Source organism: uncultured Veillonella sp. (assembly GCF_900545795.1).
In the GTDB taxonomy this organism is placed as follows: domain Bacteria; phylum Bacillota; class Negativicutes; order Veillonellales; family Veillonellaceae; genus Veillonella_A.
On the sequence record NZ_URAR01000009.1, the window covers coordinates 35,533 to 58,178 of the forward strand.

A 22,646-nucleotide genomic window follows, 5' to 3' on the forward strand; every position below is an offset into this window, starting at 1 on the left:
TATCATACGAGGTATAGGTATTTTAGTGACATCTATTACTGATTAGAGTATAATAAAAAGATAGTTATTAGTTTAGGAGGCTGAACTCATGAAGGGTAATGAACTGCGTCAAGCATATTTGCAGTTTTTTGAAAGTAAAGGACATTTAAAATTAGATAGTTTTTCGCTCGTTCCGGAAAATGACCCATCCCTATTGCTCATCGGGGCAGGTATGGCGCCATTAAAACCGTTTTTTACAGGTAAATTAGTACCACCTCGTACGCGTGTGACCACTTGCCAAAAGTGTATCCGCACAGGTGATATTGAAAACGTAGGTCGCACAGCGCGCCACCATACATTCTTTGAAATGCTAGGGAATTTCTCCTTTGGCGACTATTTCAAAAAAGAGGCTATTCATTGGGCTTGGGAATTCTTAACTGAAGTGATTAAACTCGATAAAAATCGCCTCTATGTTACTGTATATCCAGATGACCATGAAGCATATGATATTTGGCATAAAGAAGTAGGTCTTGATGATTCTCATATTAGCCGCTTAGAAGATAATTTCTGGGAAATTGGGGAAGGTCCATGTGGCCCAGATAGTGAAATTTTCTATGACTTAGGTGAAGACCGCGGTTGTGGTGAAGACACTTGTGCCCCAGGTTGTGATTGCGATCGTTATCTTGAAATTTGGAACCTTGTGTTCACTCAATTCAATCGCACTGCTGATGGTGAGTATGTGCCATTGGCTAAGAAAAATATCGATACTGGTGCCGGTCTTGAACGCTTGGCATCAGTACTACAAAATAAGGAAAGCAATTTTGAAACTGATTTGATTTTCCCTATTATTGAAAAAGCAGCCGCTATGGCGAAGATTGAATATCACAGCGATGTTAGCAAGGATGTATCCTTAAAAGTTATCGGTGACCATGCTCGCGCCATTGCAGCGCTTATTAGTGATGGTGTATTGCCATCAAATGAAGGTCGTGGCTATGTACTTCGCCGCATTTTGCGCCGCGCTGTTCGCCATGGTCGTTTACTCGGCATTGAAGGTCGTTTCTTAACTGACCTTATGGACGTAGTTATTGATATCTTAGGCCCAGGTTTACCTGACCTTGTAGAAAAACATGATTTCATTACACGCGTGGTAGCTAATGAAGAAGATCGATTCAATCAAACTTTAGCACAAGGCTTAGAACTTCTCAGTACATTAGTGGACTCCTTAAAAGCAGAGGGGGCTAATACAGTACCAGGTGCAGAAGTATTCAAATTATATGACACTTATGGATTCCCTTGGGAATTAACAGAAGAAATTGCTCATGAAGCAGGACTTGCTATTGACATGGACGGCTTTGAATCCGCTATGGCAGAGCAACGTGCGCGTGCTCGTGCAGCTCGTGAAGATGTAGATGCTAAAGTAGCTACACCAGATATTACATTTCTAGCTAATGAAGAATTGACTGATGATGAAAGCGCTACTGAGTCTGAAATCCTCATGCTTGGTGAAGGCGCTAATCGCTTAGAATCTGCTTCAGATGGCATGGAAGTGACTTTAATTGTTCGCACTACGCCATTCCACGCAGAAGGGGGCGGCCAATTAGGTGACTCTGGTCTTATTGTAGGCCCAATGGGTAAAATGGAAGTTCACACAACTCGCAAGCTTCCAGAAGGCACAACCTACCATGTGGGGACTATTATTGAAGGTAACTTGCAAGTAGGCGACACAGTACAATTAGATGTAGATACTACACGCCGCTTGTCGATGGCTCGCAATCACACAGCCACTCATTTATTGCATGCTGCTTTAAAAGAAGTGCTTGGCAATCATGTAAATCAAGCAGGCTCCTTGGTAATGCCAGATCGTCTACGCTTTGACTTCACTCATTTCTCTCCAGTAACAGCTGAAGAATTGCAAGAGATTACAAATCTTGTAAATGGTGAAATTTTAAAAGCTACTAATTTGGACATTAAAGAAATGCCTATGGATGAAGCAAAGAAATTGGGCGCTATGGCACTCTTTGGTGAAAAATATGGCGATGTAGTACGCGTCGTTACAGTACCTAAATTCAGTGTAGAGCTCTGTGGTGGCTCTCATGTACCTAACACAGCTGTTATTGGTACGTTCCGCATTGTTTCTGAAGGCGGTATTGGATCTGGTGTACGTCGTATTGAAGCTATTACAGGTGAAGCAGCCTTGCAATTAGCTCAAAAAGAACAAGCTGACCTTCGCGCGGCAGCGACTATTTTAAAAACTAAACCAGAAGAACTTGTACATCGCGCACAACAAGTGGTGGAAGAAGTAAAACAATTAGAACATGAATTGGCTGCTGTACGTAAAGAGCTTATGGCTGGTGGCCTTGATGGCTTATTAGCAGGTGCTTTTGACCTTAAAGTAGGTAAAGCTGTAGTGGCTGAAGTAAATGTAGCTGATATGGATGAACTTCGCAATACTGCTGATATGGTACGCGACCATCTTGGTTCTGGTGTAGTATTGCTCGGTATGGCTCATGAAGGTAAAGTTAATTTTGTTTGTATGGCTACGAAAGATGCTGTTAAAGCAGGTTACCATGCAGGTAATATCGTTAAGGCCACTGCGCAAGCTGCTGGTGGTAATGGCGGTGGACGTCCTGATATGGCCCAAGCTGGTGGTAAAGATCCAGCCGCTTTAGCTGCTGCTCTCAAAGTCGCAAAAGAAACTATTTTGGGCATGTAATGACTTTGATAGCATATGAGGAAATAAGTTCATATAGTTTTATGAAAATGAATTTCATATGCTTATTAAGTAAGCATGATATAATAGAGATATAACAAATAAAGGAGGTTATAGCATGAGTGTATCAGATGAAACTATGATGTTTAAAAAGGTTGAAGATACCCCTTCGGCTCGTGAAGTACTTCGTGATGTATATCACGCTTTACAAGAAAAAGGATATAATCCGATTGAACAAATCGTAGGATATCTTATCTCTGGCGAGCCTACCTATATTACAAGCTACAATAATGCGCGTAGCATGATTCGTCGTTTAGAGCGAGATGAATTGTTAGAAGAATTAGTAGCTGAATATGTAAAAGCAAAAGGTCTATAAGGGGCATATATGAGAATTATGTCCTTAGATGTGGGCAGCCGCACCATTGGCGTAGCATGTAGCGATGCCTTGTACTTAACAGCACAGGGCATCGAGACGATTCGCCGCACTTCCTTGGAGCGTGATTTTAATCGCATTCAAGAGCTCATTACTGAGTATGAAGTGGAAGAAATTGTGGTAGGCTTACCAAAAAATATGAATGGAACCAAGGGCGATCGAGCGCTCAAAACAGAAGAGTTTGTGGCTAAGATGCAAGAAGTCATCGAAGTACCTGTTACCTTTTGGGATGAGCGATTGTCTACGGTTATGGCGGAGCGATCATTAATCGCCGCCGATGTGAGTCGTAAGAAACGAAAAGGCGTGATTGATAAAATGGCCGCAGTGGTCATTTTACAAGGTTATTTGGATCGACGACAGAGTAAATCCTAAGGAGGTTGACCATGGCAGAGCAAGGTTTTGAAAATGAAGTACCTGTAGTAGTACTCACTGATGAGGATGGTAATGAATTATTCTACGAAGAAGACATGATCATTAACTATGAAGGTAAAGAATTTGCTATTTTAGTATCCTTACCACCTGAAGAATGTGAACCAGGTTGTAAATGTCATGAAGAGCCACATATTACGATTGCCCGCCTTGAAGAAGAGGACGGCGAAGAAGTATATGTTGTGCCTACAGACGAAGAGTTTGATGCAGTAAGTGCCTTATACGAAGAAGGTATGGAAGAAGAATAATTCTATGAGGTACGAGGAAGAGGGGCGATGCCCCTCTTTCGTGTGTTATATTAAAGGCCTAGAACTTGAAATATAACCACAATATTTACTGACTAGCGGTAAATAAAGAAGTATAAAAGTGTGTTACTAGATAAGGAGTTATTTTGCTTATGAGTCAACGCAAGAAGTTGATAACCTATGTATTGGGAGGTATCCTAGGCATAGTGCTTATCACTTTCTTAGGCGCTTGGGCATATTATTATATGCCTAATAGTAAAATGGCCCATCCACAGCAAGTTGTTTTAATTGTCGACAAGGATCAAACAGGGGCGGAAATTGGTGATATGCTCTATGAAAAGGGGCTTATTAATTCTCCTACAGCCTTTCGTTTAGCTTTGCGACTTACAGGCACTGTTGATAAATTGCAACAGGGCTATTATCAAATACCACAGAATGCGAGTTTACATCAAGTCATTGAACTCTTACAAAAGGGAAAGTTACAAGCTATTAGAGTGACCATTCCAGAGGGGTATACGATTGAACAAATTGCTGACGAACTAGCAAAAGACGGATTGGGTAGTAAAGAGGCCTTTTTAGAGGCTGCTAAAACCTATGTGCCTTATCAATATATGTATGGCCCTGCACCGGTCGTATATAAGCCGGAAGGTTTCTTATTCCCTAGCACATATGAAATTCCAGTGGGCGCTAAACCAGAAGAGATTTTAAAAATTCTCACAAAGGAAATGAATAGTAAAATAACGCCTGCTGTAAAACAACAAATTGCAGCTAAGAATTTGACGGTATTTGAATTCATCACGTTGGCTTCTCTGGTGGAAAAAGAGGCGAAATACGATGAAGATCGACCTATTATAGCGGCGGTATTTTTAAAACGTTTACAAATTGGTATGCCCCTTCAATCTTGTGCGAGCATTCAGTATATTTTAGGCTATCCTAAGCCTCAATTATCCATTGAAGACACGGAGCTACCAAGTCCATATAATACATATTTACACAAGGGCTTGCCACCAGGACCGATTGCTAATCCAGGGCTAAAATCCATGGAGGCAGTGCTCAATGCAGGGGATACAGATTATTTATATTTTGTAGCCGATAAAGAAGGCTATCATCACTTCACTAAGACCTATGAAGAGCATTTAAGCGTAGTAGCGTCTATTTATGGTGAGTAAGCGTGTTACTAAAGGTGGTTGCGTCAATTTATGGAATTAAAAGACATATTAAATGAGCAGCGCATTTATGCTGTACTCAATAAAGTGCCTATTTTGCGCGAGTCAGAAGTGCATCTGTTTGAGGAGCTCATTTCGCTTTACAAACCGAGCCGGATTCTAGAAGTGGGGACGGCCATTGGCTATTCAGCTTTGCTATTAGCTCGTCATGGTAGCCCAGAGGTGCAAATTGACACGATTGAACTGGATGAACAACGATATGGTATGGCGCAGCATTTTATCGGTCAGTCTAAGTATAAAGATCAAATTTCATTACATTTAGGGGATGCCAATGAAGTTTTGCCCACATTAGAGGGGCCTTATGATTTAGTATTCTTGGATGGGCCAAAAGGTCAGTACAAAAAACAGCTAGCGCTTATCTAACCTAGTTTAGCTCCTCAAGCTGTTGTGTTAGCTGATAATGTATTATTTAGAGGATATGTGCGAGGTGGCAAAGAAGCCCCGTATCGCTATAAGACTATTGTAAAACGACTTCGTGACTATTTAGACTTAGTAGAGGACAAAGAGCGTTATAATACGACAATTTATCCTCTCGGTGATGGCATGAGCGTAAGTGTTTGGAAAGGTAATAAGTAATACATGAAACCACAAATCGAAGTATTATCACCAGCTGGTAATATGGATAAATTAAAAATGGCCATTCGTTATGGCGCCGATGCAGTATATTGTGCAGGTCAGTCCTTTGGCCTACGAGCAAGTAGCTCGAATTTTAACAATGAACAATTAAAAGAAGCCGTTGAATTTGTTCACAGCCATGGTAAAAAGCTCTATGTAACTTGTAATATTATTCCTCATAATGAAGATTTAGTAGGTCTTGAGGAGTATTTGCAGTTCCTAGAATCCATTGGTGTGGATGCTATTATCGTAGCTGACCTTGGCATTTTCTTGTTGGCTAAACGAGTAGCACCTAATTTAGAGCTTCACGTAAGTACTCAAGCCAATACAACTAACTATTTGACTACTGAATTCTGGAAAGAGCAAGGCGCTACGCGCGTAGTAGTGGCTCGCGAGGTGAGCATTGCAGACATTAAAACTATGAAGGAAAAGGCGAATATTGAAATTGAAGCCTTCGTTCATGGTGCTATGTGTATTTCCTATTCAGGTCGTTGCTTATTGAGTAATTATTTTACAACACGCGACGCCAATCGTGGGCAATGCACGCAGGCTTGCCGTTGGAAGTACTCTCTTGTAGAAGAAAATCGTCCTGGTGAATACTATCCAATTGAAGAAGATCAACATGGCACTTACATTTTTAACTCCAAGGATCTTTGCTTATTAAAATATATTCCTGATCTCGTAGAAGCAGGTGTAGACAGCCTTAAAATTGAAGGTCGTATGAAGAGCGTTCACTATGCGGCTACAGTAACTAAAGTGTACCGTGAAGCAGTAGATACATATTTAGCTGATCCAGAGAATTATGAAGTGAAGCCAGAGTGGATTGAAGAATTAGAAAAGATTTCTCATCGTCCATATACAGAAGGTTTTTCAGTGGAAAAACCAGATGAAACAGCACAGAACTATGGCGCTTCTAGCAATACACAGACCCATGACTTTATCGGCCTTGTAGAGGGTTATAATAAAGAAGAAGGCTTTGCGTATTTAGAACAGCGCAATAATTTTAAAGTAGGGGATGAAGTGGAATTCTGTCAGCCTCATGGGGACTTAGTGCACCATGTGATTACTAAAATGACCGATGAAGATGGCAAAGATATTTCCGTAGCACCTCATGCACAAATGAAAGTGCGTTTATACATTGATACACCATTAGAGGAATATGCTATGATGCGTCGTAAATGTAAGCCAAAGGCGCCTAAGGCATAATCGTAGGGACTAATTAGGAGGCCGACATGAAGTCAATTTGTGAAGAATCATATGTATATTTTCGTATTGACCCATGTGAGACTAATTATGTAAACCGCATCTTAGAGGGCTATGAGTACTTAGGTGTTATGACTACCTTAGAGGGCTCCACAGGTCTTTGTATGGTGCGAAGTACGCCTGATACAGCGCCTGTAGTGGTTGAGGTACTGCAGAGTTTAGATGTGCCTATTGATTTGATTTCGTATGAAGAAATTCAGAAAAATTTTTAAATTGTGCGCAATGAGTATTGACAGTCCCTAGATTTTGGTGTAGCATGTATACATACATTGAAACAGGTAGTGCGAAGGACATGATATATATCCCCTGTGTTTCAGAGAGAGATGGCTAGGCTGTGACCATCTTACACATGATAGTGTATTACCCCCTTCAAACCGATTGGCTGAACTTTTAGTAAGTCAATCCGCGAGTAAGCGTTATCGACAAAAGAGTGAGTTATTAATGACTTCAGATAATCATACAATATGAGGCTAAGGCTTAAGTTTCTTAGTGGGCATAATAGATGATTATACAAGCTAATTAGTGACTAACTAGGGTGGAACCACGAGACCTTCGTCCCTTGTATTAGGGACGAAGGTCTTTTTGTATATGAATTAAGTAATCAGTAAGCTATGACGTGTCCCGCCGGTATAGCTCATTTCCAAGGAGGAATTTGTTATGTCAGACGTAAAAATTATTTTGCCAGATAATAGTGAAAAAGCCTATCCTGCTGGCACAACTTTAGGAGAAGCAGTAAAACAATTATCCAACAGTCTTGCTAAAAAAGTATTGGCTGCTGACGTTGATGGAGAATTAACAGACCTTCGTGAAGAAGTAAAAGATGGCTCTCATGTAAGCTTCTTAACTTTTAACGAACAAGGTGGTAAAGACGCTCTTCGTCATAGTGCATCTCATATTATGGCGCAGGCTATTAAACGCCTTTGGCCAGAAGCTAAATTAGCTATTGGTCCTGCTATTGAAAATGGCTTCTACTATGATTTAGACATGGAACATGTGCTTGTACCTGAAGATCTACCTAAGATTGAACAAGAAATGCAACGCATTGTAAAAGAAAACTTACCAATTCAAAAAGAAGTTATCTCTCGTGAAGAAGCGCTTAAATTATTTAAAGAAAAACACGAAGATTATAAAGTTGAATTGATTGAAGATTTGCCAGCTGATGAAGAAATTTCCATGTATCGTCAAGGTGAATTCGTTGACCTTTGCGCTGGCCCACATGTGGCAGCAACTGGTAAAGTAAAAGCCTTCAAACTTCAAAACATTGCAGGTGCTTACTGGCGTGGCGATGAAAAGAACAAAATGTTGCAACGTATTTATGGTACAGCCTTTGAAAAGAAAGAAGAATTAGAAGAATACTTACATTTACTTGAAGAAGCGGCTCGCCGTGACCACCGTAAATTAGGTAAAGAGCTTGGTCTTTTCGTATTAAAAGAGCAAGGCCCTGGGTTCCCATTCTTTTTACCAAAAGGTATGGCTCTTCGCAATGAGTTAGAAAACTTCTGGCGTGAAGTACATCATGACTTTGATTATGAAGAAGTGCGTACACCAATTATCTTGAATCGCCAGCTTTGGGAACAATCTGGTCACTGGTTCCATTATCGTGAAAATATGTATACTACTATGATCGATGATGAAGATTATGCAATCAAACCAATGAACTGCCCAGGCAGTATTTTAGTATACCAAAACGAAATGCACTCTTATCGCGACTTGCCAATTCGCATGGCTGAACTTGGCCTTGTACATCGTCATGAATTATCTGGTGCTTTACATGGTTTATTCCGCGTTCGTAGCTTCACTCAAGATGATGCTCATGTATTCATGTTGCCATCTCAAATTAAAGCGGAATTAATTAAAGTTATCGAGTTATTCGACCGCATTTATAGTCAATTTGGTTTAAGCTATCGCGTAGAATTGAGCACTAAACCAGATAATGCTATGGGTGATGATGCAATTTGGGAATCTGCTACTAATGCACTTCGCGAAGCAATTGAAGAAAAAGGCATTCCATACCAAATTAATGAAGGGGATGGCGCTTTCTATGGTCCTAAACTTGACTTCCATATTCGCGACTCCATCGGCCGTACTTGGCAATGTGGTACTATCCAATTGGATATGAACCTTCCTGAACGCTTCCAAATGGAATATATTGGTGAAGATGGTCAAAAACATCAACCAATCATGATTCACCGTGCTTGCTTTGGCTCCATGGAACGTTTCATTGGTATCTTAATTGAACACTATGCTGGTGCATTCCCAACTTGGTTGGCACCTGTACAAGTTAAAATTTTACCAATCAGCGAAAAACATGTAGCTTATGCTGAAACATTGCGTAAAGCTTTCAAAGATGCTTACATTCGTGTAGAACTTGATGATCGCAATGAAAAAATCGGTTATAAGATTCGCCAAGCACAAATGGAAAAAGTTCCTTACATGTTAGTTGTAGGGGATAAGGAAGAAGAAGAAGGTGCAGTAGCTATCCGTAAACGCGGTGAAGGCGAAGTGGGTAGCAAGAAATGGGAAGACTTCTTACAAGATATTGTGGCAGAAGCGAAAGACCGCAAATAATATACCACTGTACTGAGGCAGTACCTATGCTAGTATCGGCTCGATGATTAGGTAGGCATTTTACACGCGGTGCTAGTAAAGCTGGATATAAAGATATCATTACCTTATAATCGCGTCATATAAGACATAATTATAGCGGTGTACTATAAAACATAATTTATAGACATGTCATGTGTGGCATAGTTTATGAAGATGTTGTATAAGACATAATGTATAGTCGTGTTATATAAGACATAATAAAAGCCCAGGAGAACGGGATGGTTAGGCCACTGTGGCTAGGTCCCGAGTCTCTTGGGCTTTTTGCTTTGTATGTTGTTTTTTGTTTTGTATGTAATTACTTGGCTTAGATTTTTAGCCTTGCATCTTGAAAGGATTAAGAAAAACTTTTACAATAAGTTAAGGATTAATATATTATGTTTGAGGAGTTGTAATATGAAAAAGAATCGTGTAAGTAAGGCGCCTGCTGAGACTGCTGAAGTTATTGCAGGTCTTGAGCGCCTATATCCATACTATCAATCCATTGAGCAGGTGGAAGATCAAAAAGCGGAGCTCTTAGCAGATAGAGCAAAGACATTGGGACATACATACTATACGCCTAAAGGACTTATTATTCATCTTGTTTTAGGGGTGATTATCTTTGGTATTGTATGGTTTTGGCATAGCAAGGCACCTAATGTTGTGACTGGTTATATTGTGGAATTTGGCTTCCCTAATTTTGTGGGCTTATTTGCTATTTGGATGGCTATGATTGCTCTCTTTAGAAAAGCAGGTCATGCTAAACGACGCCAATTAATTGATAAGCAAGTCGCTAAATATGATGAATATATTATTGCCATTAAACGTCAAATTACGGATGATTTTATCCCCGTAAATTGCCGGACTACAGAAGCTATTACTTTTATGAAGGAAAAGCTTGAAGCAGGGGACGCTGTATCTTTTAAAGAGGCACAGCAGCAATATTATGAAATTCAAAAAGACGAGCGTCAACAAAAAGCAGAGCAGTAAAAAGTAAAAGAGGAAAAAGAAGCATAAGAGAAATGCAAAAGAACAGTAAGAGCGGGACATAGAAAAGATAAGTAAAAGAGAAACATTAAAGCGACTAGTAAAAATCAGCAAAAGAAAATAGGTAAAAGAACTAAATTAAAAGAGCTAAATAAAAAAGAGTTAAATAAAAAAGGTAGTGAAGCCTAGGCTTCACTACCTTTTTGTTTTCTTGTACAGTGCAAATTAATTCTTGTACAGTGTAAATTAATTCTTGTACAGTGTAAATTAATACTGCCTACAAGCATAATACGGGTGGATATAATCCGTATATTTGGTATTAGATTGCTTTATCGAATACAGCTTTAATTAAAGATTTTGTTTCTCCATAAGATTCGCCAGGATGAGCTTCGTACTGTTTGTCAGTGCCGAACCAAAGGTTTGGATAATAATCATATGGATGTGTTTTGAAGAGTTCAGCAGCATCGCTGTCTTCAACCCATTCAATTTTAATATCGTTGTAAGCAGGATTTTCTGCTTTTAATTCTTCAATGGCTTTAAATGCATTGTGGCAATAAGGGCAACCATTTAAATGAAAACCTAAAATTTCTTTCATAGTATCGCTTCCTTTTCTTAATAATATGTATTGTACTATATTAATTAACTATTAAATAGATATATCTCTATTTATATATATTATACATCAAATGAATAAAAAAATCACGGATCTTTTGTTAAATAGGCAGTTATAAAATAGAAATTAACTTACATAGACAGTTTTTTGTTGGTTAAAAATCAAACTGCGTATTGTATACAGTATTATTTACGTAAATTATCCATATATTAGTATTTTTTGTATATACAAATGTCTTTCTTGTGCTATAATAAACCATGTTGATTCTATAGAGATGCTGTCATAGTATGTTGGGGGTGTCAATATACTGAGGAATTGACGACGGGGTTTGAGAGAATAAGAAAGAGACATAAATAGAGTGAAGCCTTGATGGGAGGGAGACGTATGCAAGATGATAAGACCCTCGCTAGGGGGCTTAAGAATCGCCACGTACAATTAATTGCAATTGGTGGCGCCATTGGGACGGGATTATTTTTAGGATCAGGTCATTCGGTGGCCTTGGCAGGTCCGGCCATACTTTTTTCCTACATAATCACAGGCATCGTATGTTTCTTTATGATGCGTGCCCTAGGAGAACTACTTTTATCTAACACGGAATATCATACTTTTGTGGAATTTGTGCAAGACTATATGGGCGAGCGAGCGGCCTTTGTGACTGGCTGGACCTATTGGTTTTGTTGGATATCCGTTGCTATGGCAGATATTACAGCAGTTGGGATTTATGTGAAATTTTGGTTTCCTTATATAGAAACTTGGATTCCTAGCCTGATTGTATTAAGTATATTAGTGTTGTTAAATTTATTAACAGTTAAATTATTTGGTGAAATTGAGTTTTGGTTTGCCTTAATAAAAGTCATTGCCATTATAGCTTTAATTGGCTTGGGATTATATTTTATTTTCTCTGGGCAAACAACTACAGCAGGGACCGCCTCATTTTCCAATTTATGGAATCATGGTGGTTGGTTCCCACGCGGTATGGGAGGCTTTGTACAGTCCTTCCAGATGGTAGTGTTTGCGTTTGCAGGCATTGAGCTGGTAGGCCTTACAGCAGGGGAAACGCAGAATCCTCATAAAGTAATACCTCAGTCAATCAATAGCATTCCTGTGCGCATTATATTATTTTATGTAGGTGCTTTAGGTGTGATTATGAGTATTTTCCCTTGGGATGCGGTCAATCCTGATCGAAGTCCTTTTGTGGAAGTATTCTTAGCTGTTGGTATTGTAGGGGCTGCATCGATAGTTAATTTTGTCGTTTTAACTTCAGCAGCGTCGGCTTGTAATAGTGGTGTATTTAGTACGAGCCGTTTACTTTATTCATTGGCTAAACGTTGTCACGCACCAGGTAAACTTGAAATGCTTACTAGTAAGCAAGTACCAGCAAATGCCCTTTTATTATCGGTATTGGTTATTTGTTTAGTGGTGGCGATGCAATATATTGTGCCAGAAGGCGTATTTGTTATGATTACGAGTGTGGCTACTTTCTGCTTCTTATATATTTGGGCGACTATTACGATTTGCCATATGAAATTTGTAAAAGCACGTCCTGATTTAGCGGCAAAGAGCAAATTTAAAATGCCATTATTCCCTTATTTAAATTATTTAGTATTAGCTTTCTTTGCCTTTGTGCTTGTGACCTTAGCTTTTAATCCAGCTACACGCGTGGCCTTATTAGTTACACCGGTATGGTTTGTGATTCTATTGGCTATCTACCAAGTGAGGAAACAAAATGAAGGGCGTGAGCTAGAAGAAGCACAGATGACAAAAGAATAATACAGTTTTAGAGAATGGCTAAGTTTTAAACTTATCTGTTATGTGTAGGATGTAGTATCTTAATATTAAAAAATAATAGTTAATTTTCTTATTTTAGCTTTTTAAGAGTCTTTTGTAGAGTTTTTGCATATATAATGCATGATTCTATAAAAGGCTCTTTTTTATATGCTATTAATGAATGCTTGCTAGTTTTAAAATATGAACAGCTCTGATACAATAGAGATAATATATATTATTGGTGAACATAAAGACATAAATTGAAAAGTTAGATATGAGCTAAAAGTTTAATTATACACTAAAAAGTTAGATATGAGCTGAAAGTTTAGTCATAAACTAAAAAATTAGTTATATGCAAAAACTTTAGCTATAAGTTAAAAATTTAGTTATAAGTTATAAGTTAAAAACTCGACTGCGAGTGAAATCGTCGATTATAGTAGACCTTCAGCTGTATTAGGCTATAGGGGATAGATTAGGTTAGAGGTGTTTATGGAGCACACATTATGTATAGGGGTAAAAAGACGCTTAGATTCGATTAAGTCTGTCTTACAGCATATGGAGATGACTCATTTAGGAAAAGATTTGGTTTTAGATTATATAGACTTGTTAGATGAGGCATTAGTATGTCAGGAGTTAAGTGCTAATTTATGTAGTTCGCCGGATTCTTTAGGGGGTGAGTCTGGAGCATTTATTTTAAAGGAATCGAAGGTACCGGATGGAATGCCGATGCAAGCGGAGCAGGGGCGTATGGCGGTACAATCGGAGAAATCGGATTACGATTTAAGTAAGCTGCACCAATGGGCATTACACTTAGCTTGTTTTTTATTAGTGTTATATTCTTTTTATGAAGATGTAAGGCAGCAGACTGCTAATGAAATAAAATATGCGTTGCGTCTACAGCGACAAGTGCAATTGATGGACATAGAGATAGGTGTGCGTGGCCTTGTAAAGAATATAAGCATAGATCATCCTTTTTTAGAGGCTGCTATATTGAAATGGAATCTTCAGGGAACAGAACTTCATAATGATGGTTATGAACAGTTTCGAGCTCTTATGAATGACATACAGCCTTATGCTACATATGAAGTATTTTGCCATCACTATAGAGCAGGCGACTATGATTATGTGTTGGACTTAGGACAATGGTTACTAATGCAGTATGGCCAGCATAGCGCCTATAGTCAGTGTAGAACCAATGGATATCAATCTACTGAACTTACAGGTGAGGAAGTAGTAGCTAGTGAGGATAATAATAGTGAAGTTGCACTTGGTAAATCGTTAGCTAGAAAATCTACATTGAGTGATTCTACAGCAAGTCGTCATATAGCATATATATTAGCTCATATTAGATTATGTATGGCGAAGATTTATTTGTATCATATGGAGGCGACTAACAGACATAGCTTAGCGCTACATTTGTTAATAGAACTGAAAGAATTACAGTACATACCATATATGCCGGAAATTGCCTATCAGTGGGCACAATTAATTATTCAATGTCCAGAGGTTCTTCAGGAAACATATAATGACTCTAAGGCGACGAAGGGAACATTTTTGCAATTAACTGCCGAAGAAATGGCTCTGATATATTATGAAGAAGCAGCACAAGCGGGTTATATACCAGCATTGTTAAAATTAGGTGCCATGTATCAGGATAGGGGACGCACAGATGAAGTACATAAAGCACGGGCTTGGCTTCATAAAGCGGCACAATATAATAGCCCAGAAGCTTATGGGCGTTTAGGGCGCCTATATAGCGATTGGGAAATGTCCGAAGTTTTTGATAAAACTAAGGCGCTCTATTGGGCCCTAAAAGGTTTAGATGTGGAGGATGAAGAGTCCTTGTTTGTGCTTATCAATATCTTTGTATGGGGGCTCAATGGTGCAATAGAGCCTGACTATAAGGCTGCTGTTGAGATCTTAGAAGGGCGAGTTAAAGAACAAAGTTTATTCTTGTTTTTACTGGGCAAGATGTATGTTACTGGCGGCTATGGTATTTTTAAAGATATGACAAAAGGACTTTCCTATCTTGAAGAGGCTGCTAAACTAGGTCACCTAGAATCGGCTTATATGTTAGGAACTACCGCTGCTAGCATAGATATGATTGTACCTAATTATGAGGTGGCCTTATTCTGGTTGCGTCACGCTGTAACTAAGGGGCATGTTAAGGCGCGTGATGCATTGCGCCAGGTTGAGGCACAATGTAGTGGGAAAAATCGATAGAGATAATAGCTCGAGATAATAGATAGAGACAATAGCTAGGGCAAATAGATAGCAAAAGTAGATAAGAAGAATAGAAAGAAAAGTAGATAAGAAAAACAGAAAGAAAACGTAGCTAGGAAAAATGAAGCTTAGTGTTTACTTATAAAGATAATGCTGTATTAGGGAGTTTGTGAGGATAGCCATTCTATGACATATGATTTGATGGGAATTATGCATTCCACAATAGAACAATTAAAACAATTGGAACGACTGATAGAGCGCGATAGGGAGATTTTCTATGACGATGAAATAAGTATTGATAAAGTCAATGTGCAAGAATTAGCGGACTCTATGTTTTCACCCCTTCAAATTATGGTAATGGGGGCATTCTCGACAGGTAAATCATCTTTTATTAATGCCTTATTAGGTGAAAATCTCACAGTTGTTGGAGCGCTACCCACTACCGCAGTCATTACTAAGCTCGTGTATGGGCCAGAGGCTAAAGTAGTGGTTCATTTTAAAAATAAAGAGCAACGCGAATATGATCCGATAGAGTTTCGCCAATTAACAGCAGAACAAGAAGATGCTTGGCTCGAACTTCACAGGCAGATTGATTATGTGACATATGAGGTTCCTATTGAATTATTAAAGTCCATTAACATTATTGATAGTCCTGGCCTAGATGCGTTAAATGAGCATCATATGGAGACTACTAAACAGTTTATACGCTATGCAGATACAGTGTTGTGGATTATGTCCGCGGAAGCGGCGTTGACCACGAAAGAGCTGGCTCATATAGAGCAGTTAGAAGGGCGCATGAAGCCCCTTGTCATTGTCAATAAAATTGATACCATTGATGAAGAGGAAGACAGTGTTGAAGATATTATCGATGAAGTCGAGCGCAAACTAAAACATCGTGTTCAAGCAGTCCTCCCAGTATCGGCACAGTTGGCTTTAGAAGGGAAGCTAAAGACTTGTGAGGAGCTGTTAGAGGACAGTTTGTTGCCTCAGGTTGAAACATATATTAAAGAGCGCATTATTCCGCATTCTTTAGATTATAAAATGGATAAACTCATCAATACCATTAGCTTTATGGTATTAAAAGTGGAATGGGCTTTAGGCTTTTATAGAGAAAGTTCATATTTTGATATGACCCTTTTTAAGTTGAAAAAGACTCCCCTAAAAGGGCTATCTGTGCAGGCTTATAGGCGAAGTTTACTAGATATAATTCAATCGATTCAACTCTATTGTGAGGAGCAGAGTTTAGAAGGCAAGGCTGAATCACTTGGATTTATGGGACTTATGTACTTATTTGGGTATGCCTATTTTCAAGACACAGAAAAAGGAATCACCTATTTAGAGTATGCTGCCATGAAGCAGAATTCAGTAGCTCAAGGTCTTTTGTTTGTACATCACTATATGGTTGTAATTAAGCATTTGCAGGAGTGGCAGCAGTTTTATTTGAATAAAAAAGTGCCATTTAATTTACGTGATTTACCGAGCTATGATAAAGCAGTTTATTGGGCTAAATCATTTAATACATTAGATATTACACAAGTAGACTCTATTACTAAACATTTTATAGAAATGGCACATGAGTTTATGTGTGAAGACCTTTTACTTACAGAGTTTCAAGCTGTAGATGGGGCGAGAGAACTGGATGTAGTGTATAAAGAATTACGGCAGCTCTTGAGTCAAGATGAAGCTGTAGGTATATATAGTACCTTACCTATGTTGGGGCACTTACATGAATGTGGCTTAGGTGGGCCTGTAAATTTACAAGAGGCCTATCGACTATACCAGGTGAGTAGTGATCATATGGTACATGAAGGCATGCTCCGCATGGCGCTATATCATTTAAAGCACGGCAATGGAAAGCATGGTAATGCCATTATGGCTTGGTTTAAGGCCGCTGCAGAACATGGCAATACAGCCACTTTGGAGCATATGATTAATCTATATTTTGATACAGAGCATGATATTACGTATGATATTAGTTATGTGCTTTGGGCTTTAGAGAAAGCGTTAACGATTAACGATCATCCAGCGCTGCGAGTTGCTGCTGAAGATGTACTTTTAAACTTATATGCATTAGGTATAGACGGGGTAATAGAGCCGCAATTTGAAAAATTAGAGGAAGTAAGCTTAGACCTATTGGAACATAATCCTAAGGCCTTAGTATTTTATGGAGAGGTACTATGGGCGAAAGGACTTGAAGCAGAGCAACGAGCCTATTTGGAACAGGGCGTACAACGAGGATGGCGTGAGGCTAAAGAAGCGTTGGCCCTAGCTCTTGCCGGTGATAGAGCTATTGAGAAGGATCCAAAGGCGCGATGGCAGTACATTACTTTGCTTCGAGACCTAACAGATGTTCCCTATATGCAGTTCTTAATTAGTTTATTGTTTTTAAAACCTGGACCTTATATTGAACCTGATTATGAAAGATTTAAGTATTGGCTTGAATTAGCAGCTCAAAATAATGAAGGGCAAGCCTATCATGTTTTGGCTTTGCAGTATAATTATGGCCAATATGGCTATCCTAAGGACTATAGTAAGGCCTTGCTTTGCATGGAGAAAGCCATTGAATTAGGCTTTGAAGATAAAGACGATGATTTACAAATGATTAGGCGGAATATGAGTAAGCCGTATTAATTTTGAGGAGCAAAGACATGGGCTTTGATGAGTATGCAGTAAAGCGAGCCGACCTATTGGCTCAGCTAGAGTCGCTACAGGGCGTGAACGATTCATTACACAATATAGAGGTTAAGGATGCCTTAGCACAATGCGCAGAGGCTCTAGCGCATGACAAGTTTCGCGTTGTTGTAGTGGGACGTTTTTCCCGTGGTAAATCTACTTTTGTTAATGCTTTATTGGGGCGGCGTATACTGCCAACTAGTAAGAAGCCTACGACGGCAGTGATTAGTAAAATTACCTATGGAGAGCAGCCTCAATTTACGATTCATTATAAAAATAAGTCTCAAGAAGTAGTTAATGAAGAGGAGTTTTTTGCTATTAAAGCACCTAAATTTTGTGATAGGGAGTCCACCGCTGATGAGGTGGCAGAGACTTTAGCAGAGCAGGCAAAAATCAATGATATTGACTATGTAGAAGTAGCCTATCCGCTAGAATTTTGTAAAAATTCAGTAGACTTAGTAGATACGCCAGGTACGGATGATTTAAATCAGACGCGCATTGAAATTACATATAAATATTTAAATCAAGCTGATGCGGTGATTTTATTGTTAGCCGCCGATCAAGCCCTATCTATTGGGGAGGTAGAATTTTTAGAAGAGCGCATTTTAAAACAGCAAATTCGAGATATTTTTTATATTATCAATCGCAAAGATACGCTTAATGGCCCTGATGAAGAAGAACGAGTGCGCCAATTTGTGCGTCAGAATCTTGGCAAAATCCTTCAAGTTAATCCTGAGACCATTACGCCTTATTTAGTATCGAGCTATCAAGCCTTGCTTTTTAGACGGCAAGCTAGTGGTGACATGTTGACCGCTAAGCAAACAAGACAGCTTCCTGATTCCTTCGAGGTAACTGGTTTTGATGAGTTTGAGCAAGCTTTACAGCAGTATTTAGGGGAAGAAAAAGGGCGCAAACGCTTAGCCTTATATGGTCGCAAATTAATTTATAATATTGATGCTATGATAGAAGATATAACTGCGCGCTTAGGGCTATTAGATCATTCAACAGATGAAATAAAGGCTGTTATTCAAGCTTTAGAGGCAGAAGCCGTTAAGATAAAACATCATACGAAAGCTGTTTTAGGGCAGACGAAGCTTAATCTAGAATCGAGAGCCGCTTCTTTAGAAGAGCAGTGCCAATTAGCGTTAGTAAGTATTACAAAACGATTACAAGATTTAGTGAATGCTTATGAAGGGGATGTGACGGATAAGACTATACATGATCTTGTGCAGACTGAAATGACAGAACAGCAAAAAGAATTAGTTCACTCCTTGGAGCAATATATTTCACAAGCTATTGATGTAGAATATGAAGCTGCTATCAAAGCTTTACAAGCCTTGTGGTGTGATTTTGAAGAATCGTATGCTCATGTAGTACCCACAGCATTTGGCTCTTTACTTCATAAGACGGCCATGGTGAATCTAAGTCGCTTAGATCAGGTCGGCCTGGAAAGTATAGAATCACAATCAGATGATGATGGATATCTTAATTTAGGGACTACCATTGGTGGCGTCGTTGTTGCTATTGCGACAGGAAGCTTTATTCCAGTGGCGCTTGGTTTAGGTTTGGCCGCACTGTTAGAGAGTTCAGAAGAGGGGCGAAATATAAAGGCAAAACAGCTCATATGTGAACAAATTGAGTTTCATATGGAGCAGATGATGCAGGAGCTTCAAAGTAATTTACTGGATATTTATAGTGCTACTTGTAATAATCTGATGGAATCACTTAGATTGTCTATAGAGGCTCGACTGCATACAGTAAGGGCTCAACTAGAAGAATCCTTATGCATAAAAGCCGACCAAGAAACGGAACGAGATATGCAACGTGAAGCATATAAGCAGTGTATAAGTGATTTACAGAATCGCAAGGTTCACATAGAAGCGCTTATAGTATAACTATTAAAGGGGATAGGAGTTTATAAGTAATTGAGGTTATTATGGGACAAATTAGTATGAAGGAAATACGGCATATACTTAGCAGATTAAAGGATTTGCCTTATTGTAAGGAGCAAGAGTATATCCTTAAAGAGGTAAAAGCCATTGAAACATCTATAGAGAAAGATTTCTTTCGCGTGGTTGTGCTAGGGGAATTTAAACGTGGCAAGTCCACCTTTATCAATGCTTTACTGGGGCAGCGTATATTACCTACCGATGTATTACCAGAAACGGCGACAATTACCAATATTTTGTATGCATCAGAGCCTCGTTTGCAAGTGGTATATAAAAATAAGCAGGTGGAAGAAAAACCATTAAATACATCGGAAATGGAGCACTTTTCAGCTCGTGCTGATAAAGCCTATATAGATACGATTGATTATGTAAAAGTGGGCTATCCTTTAGATTTATTGGCACCTAAAATTTGCTTAGTGGATACACCAGGTGTAGCAGACTTAGATGAGAGCCGTACGGACATTACATATGGCTATGTGCCAACGGCTAATGCAGTTATCTTTTTGCTTGATGCCAATACACCGCTTACAAAAACTGAAAAAGATTTTATAGAGAGCCATATTTTGCCACAGGGCTTATCAGATATTTTATTCATTGTTAATAAATACGACCATGTAGATGAAGAGGAAGACGAAGATTTCTTGGATGATTTAAAGCGACGCATTCGCCAAGCTTTTTCTATGAGCAAAGTGGATAAAGTGAATAATGTGGATAGTGCCAATCGCGTAGATAGTATAGATAAAGTAGAGTATGAAGATAATGGAAACCGTATAGAGCTTGTAGATTGTAGAGAACGAGGAGCTAATGTAGCTCATGTAGATAATGTAGAAAGCGAGACGAGCCTATTAAAGGAGTTTACGGTGCTACCGGCGTCCTCCTTAATGGCGCTAGAAGGCTATGAACAAGGCAATCAAGCGCTCATTGAAGAGTCAGGCATTCCTAGAATCCTAGAAGAACTTAAATCTATGTTAGGCACAAGTAGTTTGGAAGTGAAAAAGCAGGCGTATTACCAACGAGCAGTGACACGCTTGCTAGAACAAATTGTTCACAGTATTGAGCGCGACATAGCATTGAGTAGAAGTTCTATAACGTCTTTGGAGGCTATACAAGTTAAATTACATGCACTTATGAATCATCACTCAGAATTGGAACAGAAAATTTTTGCTTACATTACCCAGTCCACGCAAATATTTAGATCTATGGTGAGTAAGTCTTTAGAAAAGTTTAAAGAAGAGCTCAGTGAATTAATCATTGATATGGTAAATGATTATGAAGGGGAGGACTTTAAGAAGTTTATAGAAGTAAAGCTTCCACGAGTTCTTAAGAAGCAAATCGAGCAGTGGATTGTAAGTTACATGCCACAGTTTAAAGTTCTGTTTAAACAATTAGAGCAGGAATTAGTGGCAGGTTTAACGTATCATTTTAATCAAACTGTACAATTATCAAAGGCGGCAGTTAAGGATATTTCATATAATAAGCCAGTCGTTCAACTAGAGGCCGCTGATTTATCTAATACTAAAATGTGGGCAGCGGGCTTGGCTGCTATTGGTGGCATGGGATTAATTTCTGTGTTAGGTTCCACTGTCATGCCTTTATTAGGTGCTGTAGTGATTCCTTTTGTTGTGAAATATCAAATGAAGGATGCCTTGAAGCAAGCAAAGGAGCAGGCTTTGCCTCATCTTAAGGAGCATATGGAACAAGTATTTGTTCAACTTGAAATGGATATTCATGAATATATTCTCGCTCAATGTAAAGATATAGGACTACGCACTGAAGCCTCTTATTTAGATTTACTAAATCAATTAAAGCAAAAAGTTGATGCGCTCTTGGCTTTAAAGGCGGAAGAAATGCATTGCATTGAACAGGAAGTACTAGCTTTAGAAGGCGACAAAAAGCTAGTGGCATCTTATATGGAAGTTATAAAATAGGTAAGGAGGGGATAGTATGGATATGTTTGATACGTTTGATGCCTTGGATGGTATGGAGGAAATGCATGAAGGGGGCGCATATACATCAATTCCAACAGGAACGGGGCTTCATAGTATTATGCACAAAGGGCTGATTGTGGATACTTTGACTGATTTGGGTACTAATGTAGGCGATTTTGTAGTGCCTAATGTAGATGGTGGCATCGATGTCTATGAGGATGGAGCATTGACAGCGCACACTAAGCCCAATGTATTTGGTGGCGCTGATGTATATGGGGAGGCCATGAATTTAGACCATTTCAGCATGCCCAATGTAGATGGTGGTGTAGATTTTTATGATACCTCTATGGATCACTTGGGCCATACTATGGATAATGTCTTTGGTGGTACCGATTTAATACTTGAGCCAGGGAATGCAAGTTATATATTAGACTTAGATGATCCACTCCGTCATGCGAATGATTTAAAATTGCCAAAATTTAAATTGTAAAATAATTTTTAATCAGACAGACCTTTGTCCAGTTACTTTGATATGATGAGTCTATCAAGGTGACTGGGCATTTTTTATTTTCCCATGCAAGGAATAATAACAAAGGAATAATAAAAAGTTCAGAGCCTGTTTGCGTAAACTCATGATGAAAAAATTAGTATTTTATTTTAATCAGACATTAAGGTGTCCACTGCCTTTGGTATGCTGTACATAAGAAGTAGAGTATATATGTAAAGAAAGGTTGTGATAGTATGGATGCCTTAAAGCCTGTACTTCGATTAATTGGAGCAAAAGTAGCATATTATCGAACCCTGCGTGGTTTAAAGCAGCAGGAGTTAGCTGACTTAGTGAATGTAAGTAGTAGTACGATTAGTAAAATTGAACGTGGCACTTATAATGAAAATTTATCTATTGAAATGCTCATCGTTTTAGCTCGTGGGTTAAAGGTGGATGTAGGTGTGTTACTTACAGTTAGCCCCGCAGAATTAGATTTATTGGACGGCGATGTGTATGGATAAGATAGATTATAGGGA

General features: G+C 38.9%; 17 protein-coding genes, 1 pseudogene and 1 other annotated feature. Of the genes and pseudogenes, 17 read left to right on the forward strand and 1 reads right to left on the reverse strand.

All coding sequences use genetic code 11. The features are described 5' to 3' along the window. Positions 1 to 88: 88 nt before the first annotated feature. From alaS to QZR90_RS05645, 10 genes and pseudogenes are all read left to right on the forward strand, one after another. Positions 89 to 2,692, forward strand: coding sequence for an alanine--tRNA ligase (alaS, locus tag QZR90_RS05595; protein WP_295789687.1), 2,604 nt, complete (start codon positions 89 to 91; stop codon positions 2,690 to 2,692). Between the two features lie 115 nt (positions 2,693 to 2,807). Further along, complete coding sequence (locus QZR90_RS05600; protein ID WP_295789689.1) at positions 2,808 to 3,065, forward strand: IreB family regulatory phosphoprotein; 258 nt, start codon at positions 2,808 to 2,810, stop codon at positions 3,063 to 3,065. Positions 3,066 to 3,074: 9 nt separating this feature from the next. Then, the gene (gene ruvX / locus QZR90_RS05605; RefSeq protein ID WP_295789691.1) at positions 3,075 to 3,494 is read left to right on the forward strand and encodes a Holliday junction resolvase RuvX; all 420 of its coding nucleotides are present in this window, start codon (positions 3,075 to 3,077) and stop codon (positions 3,492 to 3,494) included. Positions 3,495 to 3,505: 11 nt separating this feature from the next. Beyond that, entirely contained in the window at positions 3,506 to 3,799 is a 294-nt protein-coding gene (locus QZR90_RS05610; protein ID WP_295789692.1) for a DUF1292 domain-containing protein, read from the forward strand. 149 nt (positions 3,800 to 3,948) lie between these two features. Next, entirely contained in the window at positions 3,949 to 4,965 is a 1,017-nt protein-coding gene (mltG, locus tag QZR90_RS05615; protein WP_295789694.1) for an endolytic transglycosylase MltG, read from the forward strand. A 30-nt stretch (positions 4,966 to 4,995) separates the two neighbouring features. Beyond that, positions 4,996 to 5,598, forward strand: a pseudogene (locus tag QZR90_RS09405) (O-methyltransferase). Between the two features lie 3 nt (positions 5,599 to 5,601). Then, entirely contained in the window at positions 5,602 to 6,843 is a 1,242-nt protein-coding gene (locus QZR90_RS05630; protein WP_295789700.1) for a U32 family peptidase, read from the forward strand. A gap of 26 nt (positions 6,844 to 6,869) precedes the next feature. Further along, positions 6,870 to 7,112 (forward strand): DUF4911 domain-containing protein, encoded by a 243-nt coding sequence (locus QZR90_RS05635; RefSeq protein ID WP_295789702.1) that lies wholly within the window; start codon positions 6,870 to 6,872, stop codon positions 7,110 to 7,112. A gap of 60 nt (positions 7,113 to 7,172) precedes the next feature. Next, positions 7,173 to 7,463: a binding site (T-box leader), on the forward strand. Positions 7,464 to 7,557: 94 nt separating this feature from the next. Beyond that, entirely contained in the window at positions 7,558 to 9,468 is a 1,911-nt protein-coding gene (gene thrS, locus QZR90_RS05640; RefSeq protein ID WP_295789703.1) for a threonine--tRNA ligase, read from the forward strand. Between the two features lie 432 nt (positions 9,469 to 9,900). Beyond that, on the forward strand, positions 9,901 to 10,473 hold the full coding sequence (locus QZR90_RS05645; protein ID WP_295789705.1) for a hypothetical protein: 573 nt from the start codon (positions 9,901 to 9,903) through the stop codon (positions 10,471 to 10,473). Positions 10,474 to 10,789: 316 nt separating this feature from the next. Here the strand turns inward: QZR90_RS05645 and QZR90_RS05650 are convergent, their stop codons facing one another. Next, positions 10,790 to 11,065: a glutaredoxin gene (locus QZR90_RS05650; protein ID WP_295789707.1), complete on the reverse strand. Its 276-nt coding sequence runs from the start codon at positions 11,063 to 11,065 to the stop codon at positions 10,790 to 10,792. A 402-nt stretch (positions 11,066 to 11,467) separates the two neighbouring features. On the opposite strand from QZR90_RS05650, the gene QZR90_RS05655 reads away from it, so the two are divergent. The 7 genes from QZR90_RS05655 (at position 11,468) to QZR90_RS05685 (ending at position 22,631) form a co-directional block, all read left to right on the forward strand. Beyond that, positions 11,468 to 12,853 (forward strand): amino acid permease, encoded by a 1,386-nt coding sequence (locus QZR90_RS05655; RefSeq protein ID WP_295789709.1) that lies wholly within the window; start codon positions 11,468 to 11,470, stop codon positions 12,851 to 12,853. Between the two features lie 486 nt (positions 12,854 to 13,339). Continuing rightward, the gene (locus QZR90_RS05660; protein ID WP_295789711.1) at positions 13,340 to 15,073 is read left to right on the forward strand and encodes a tetratricopeptide repeat protein; all 1,734 of its coding nucleotides are present in this window, start codon (positions 13,340 to 13,342) and stop codon (positions 15,071 to 15,073) included. Positions 15,074 to 15,259: 186 nt separating this feature from the next. Beyond that, complete coding sequence (locus tag QZR90_RS05665; RefSeq protein WP_295789713.1) at positions 15,260 to 17,704, forward strand: dynamin family protein; 2,445 nt, start codon at positions 15,260 to 15,262, stop codon at positions 17,702 to 17,704. 17 nt (positions 17,705 to 17,721) lie between these two features. After that, on the forward strand, positions 17,722 to 19,641 hold the full coding sequence (locus tag QZR90_RS05670) for a dynamin family protein (RefSeq protein WP_295789715.1): 1,920 nt from the start codon (positions 17,722 to 17,724) through the stop codon (positions 19,639 to 19,641). 41 nt (positions 19,642 to 19,682) lie between these two features. Then, complete coding sequence (locus QZR90_RS05675) at positions 19,683 to 21,623, forward strand: dynamin family protein (protein ID WP_295789717.1); 1,941 nt, start codon at positions 19,683 to 19,685, stop codon at positions 21,621 to 21,623. A gap of 16 nt (positions 21,624 to 21,639) precedes the next feature. Continuing rightward, positions 21,640 to 22,113, forward strand: a complete 474-nt coding sequence (locus tag QZR90_RS05680; RefSeq protein WP_295789719.1) for a hypothetical protein — start codon at positions 21,640 to 21,642, stop codon at positions 22,111 to 22,113. A gap of 251 nt (positions 22,114 to 22,364) precedes the next feature. After that, complete coding sequence (locus tag QZR90_RS05685; protein ID WP_295789720.1) at positions 22,365 to 22,631, forward strand: helix-turn-helix domain-containing protein; 267 nt, start codon at positions 22,365 to 22,367, stop codon at positions 22,629 to 22,631. The last annotated feature ends 15 nt before the right edge of the window (positions 22,632 to 22,646 follow it).

Excerpts from the sequence above, each read along its gene's own strand:
- alaS (WP_295789687.1), top strand. The coding sequence starts at position 89 with ATGAAGGGTAATGAACTGCGTCAAGCATATTTGCAGTTTTTTGAAAGT.
- QZR90_RS05600 (WP_295789689.1), top strand. The coding sequence starts at position 2,808 with ATGAGTGTATCAGATGAAACTATGATGTTTAAAAAGGTTGAAGATACC.
- ruvX (WP_295789691.1), top strand. The coding sequence starts at position 3,075 with ATGAGAATTATGTCCTTAGATGTGGGCAGCCGCACCATTGGCGTAGCA.
- QZR90_RS05610 (WP_295789692.1), top strand. The coding sequence starts at position 3,506 with ATGGCAGAGCAAGGTTTTGAAAATGAAGTACCTGTAGTAGTACTCACT.
- mltG (WP_295789694.1), top strand. The coding sequence starts at position 3,949 with ATGAGTCAACGCAAGAAGTTGATAACCTATGTATTGGGAGGTATCCTA.
- QZR90_RS05630 (WP_295789700.1), top strand. The coding sequence starts at position 5,602 with ATGAAACCACAAATCGAAGTATTATCACCAGCTGGTAATATGGATAAA.
- QZR90_RS05635 (WP_295789702.1), top strand. The coding sequence starts at position 6,870 with ATGAAGTCAATTTGTGAAGAATCATATGTATATTTTCGTATTGACCCA.
- thrS (WP_295789703.1), top strand. The coding sequence starts at position 7,558 with ATGTCAGACGTAAAAATTATTTTGCCAGATAATAGTGAAAAAGCCTAT.
- QZR90_RS05645 (WP_295789705.1), top strand. The coding sequence starts at position 9,901 with ATGAAAAAGAATCGTGTAAGTAAGGCGCCTGCTGAGACTGCTGAAGTT.
- QZR90_RS05650 (WP_295789707.1), bottom strand. The coding sequence starts at position 11,065 with ATGAAAGAAATTTTAGGTTTTCATTTAAATGGTTGCCCTTATTGCCAC.
- QZR90_RS05655 (WP_295789709.1), top strand. The coding sequence starts at position 11,468 with ATGCAAGATGATAAGACCCTCGCTAGGGGGCTTAAGAATCGCCACGTA.
- QZR90_RS05660 (WP_295789711.1), top strand. The coding sequence starts at position 13,340 with ATGGAGCACACATTATGTATAGGGGTAAAAAGACGCTTAGATTCGATT.
- QZR90_RS05665 (WP_295789713.1), top strand. The coding sequence starts at position 15,260 with ATGACATATGATTTGATGGGAATTATGCATTCCACAATAGAACAATTA.
- QZR90_RS05670 (WP_295789715.1), top strand. The coding sequence starts at position 17,722 with ATGGGCTTTGATGAGTATGCAGTAAAGCGAGCCGACCTATTGGCTCAG.
- QZR90_RS05675 (WP_295789717.1), top strand. The coding sequence starts at position 19,683 with ATGGGACAAATTAGTATGAAGGAAATACGGCATATACTTAGCAGATTA.
- QZR90_RS05680 (WP_295789719.1), top strand. The coding sequence starts at position 21,640 with ATGGATATGTTTGATACGTTTGATGCCTTGGATGGTATGGAGGAAATG.
- QZR90_RS05685 (WP_295789720.1), top strand. The coding sequence starts at position 22,365 with ATGGATGCCTTAAAGCCTGTACTTCGATTAATTGGAGCAAAAGTAGCA.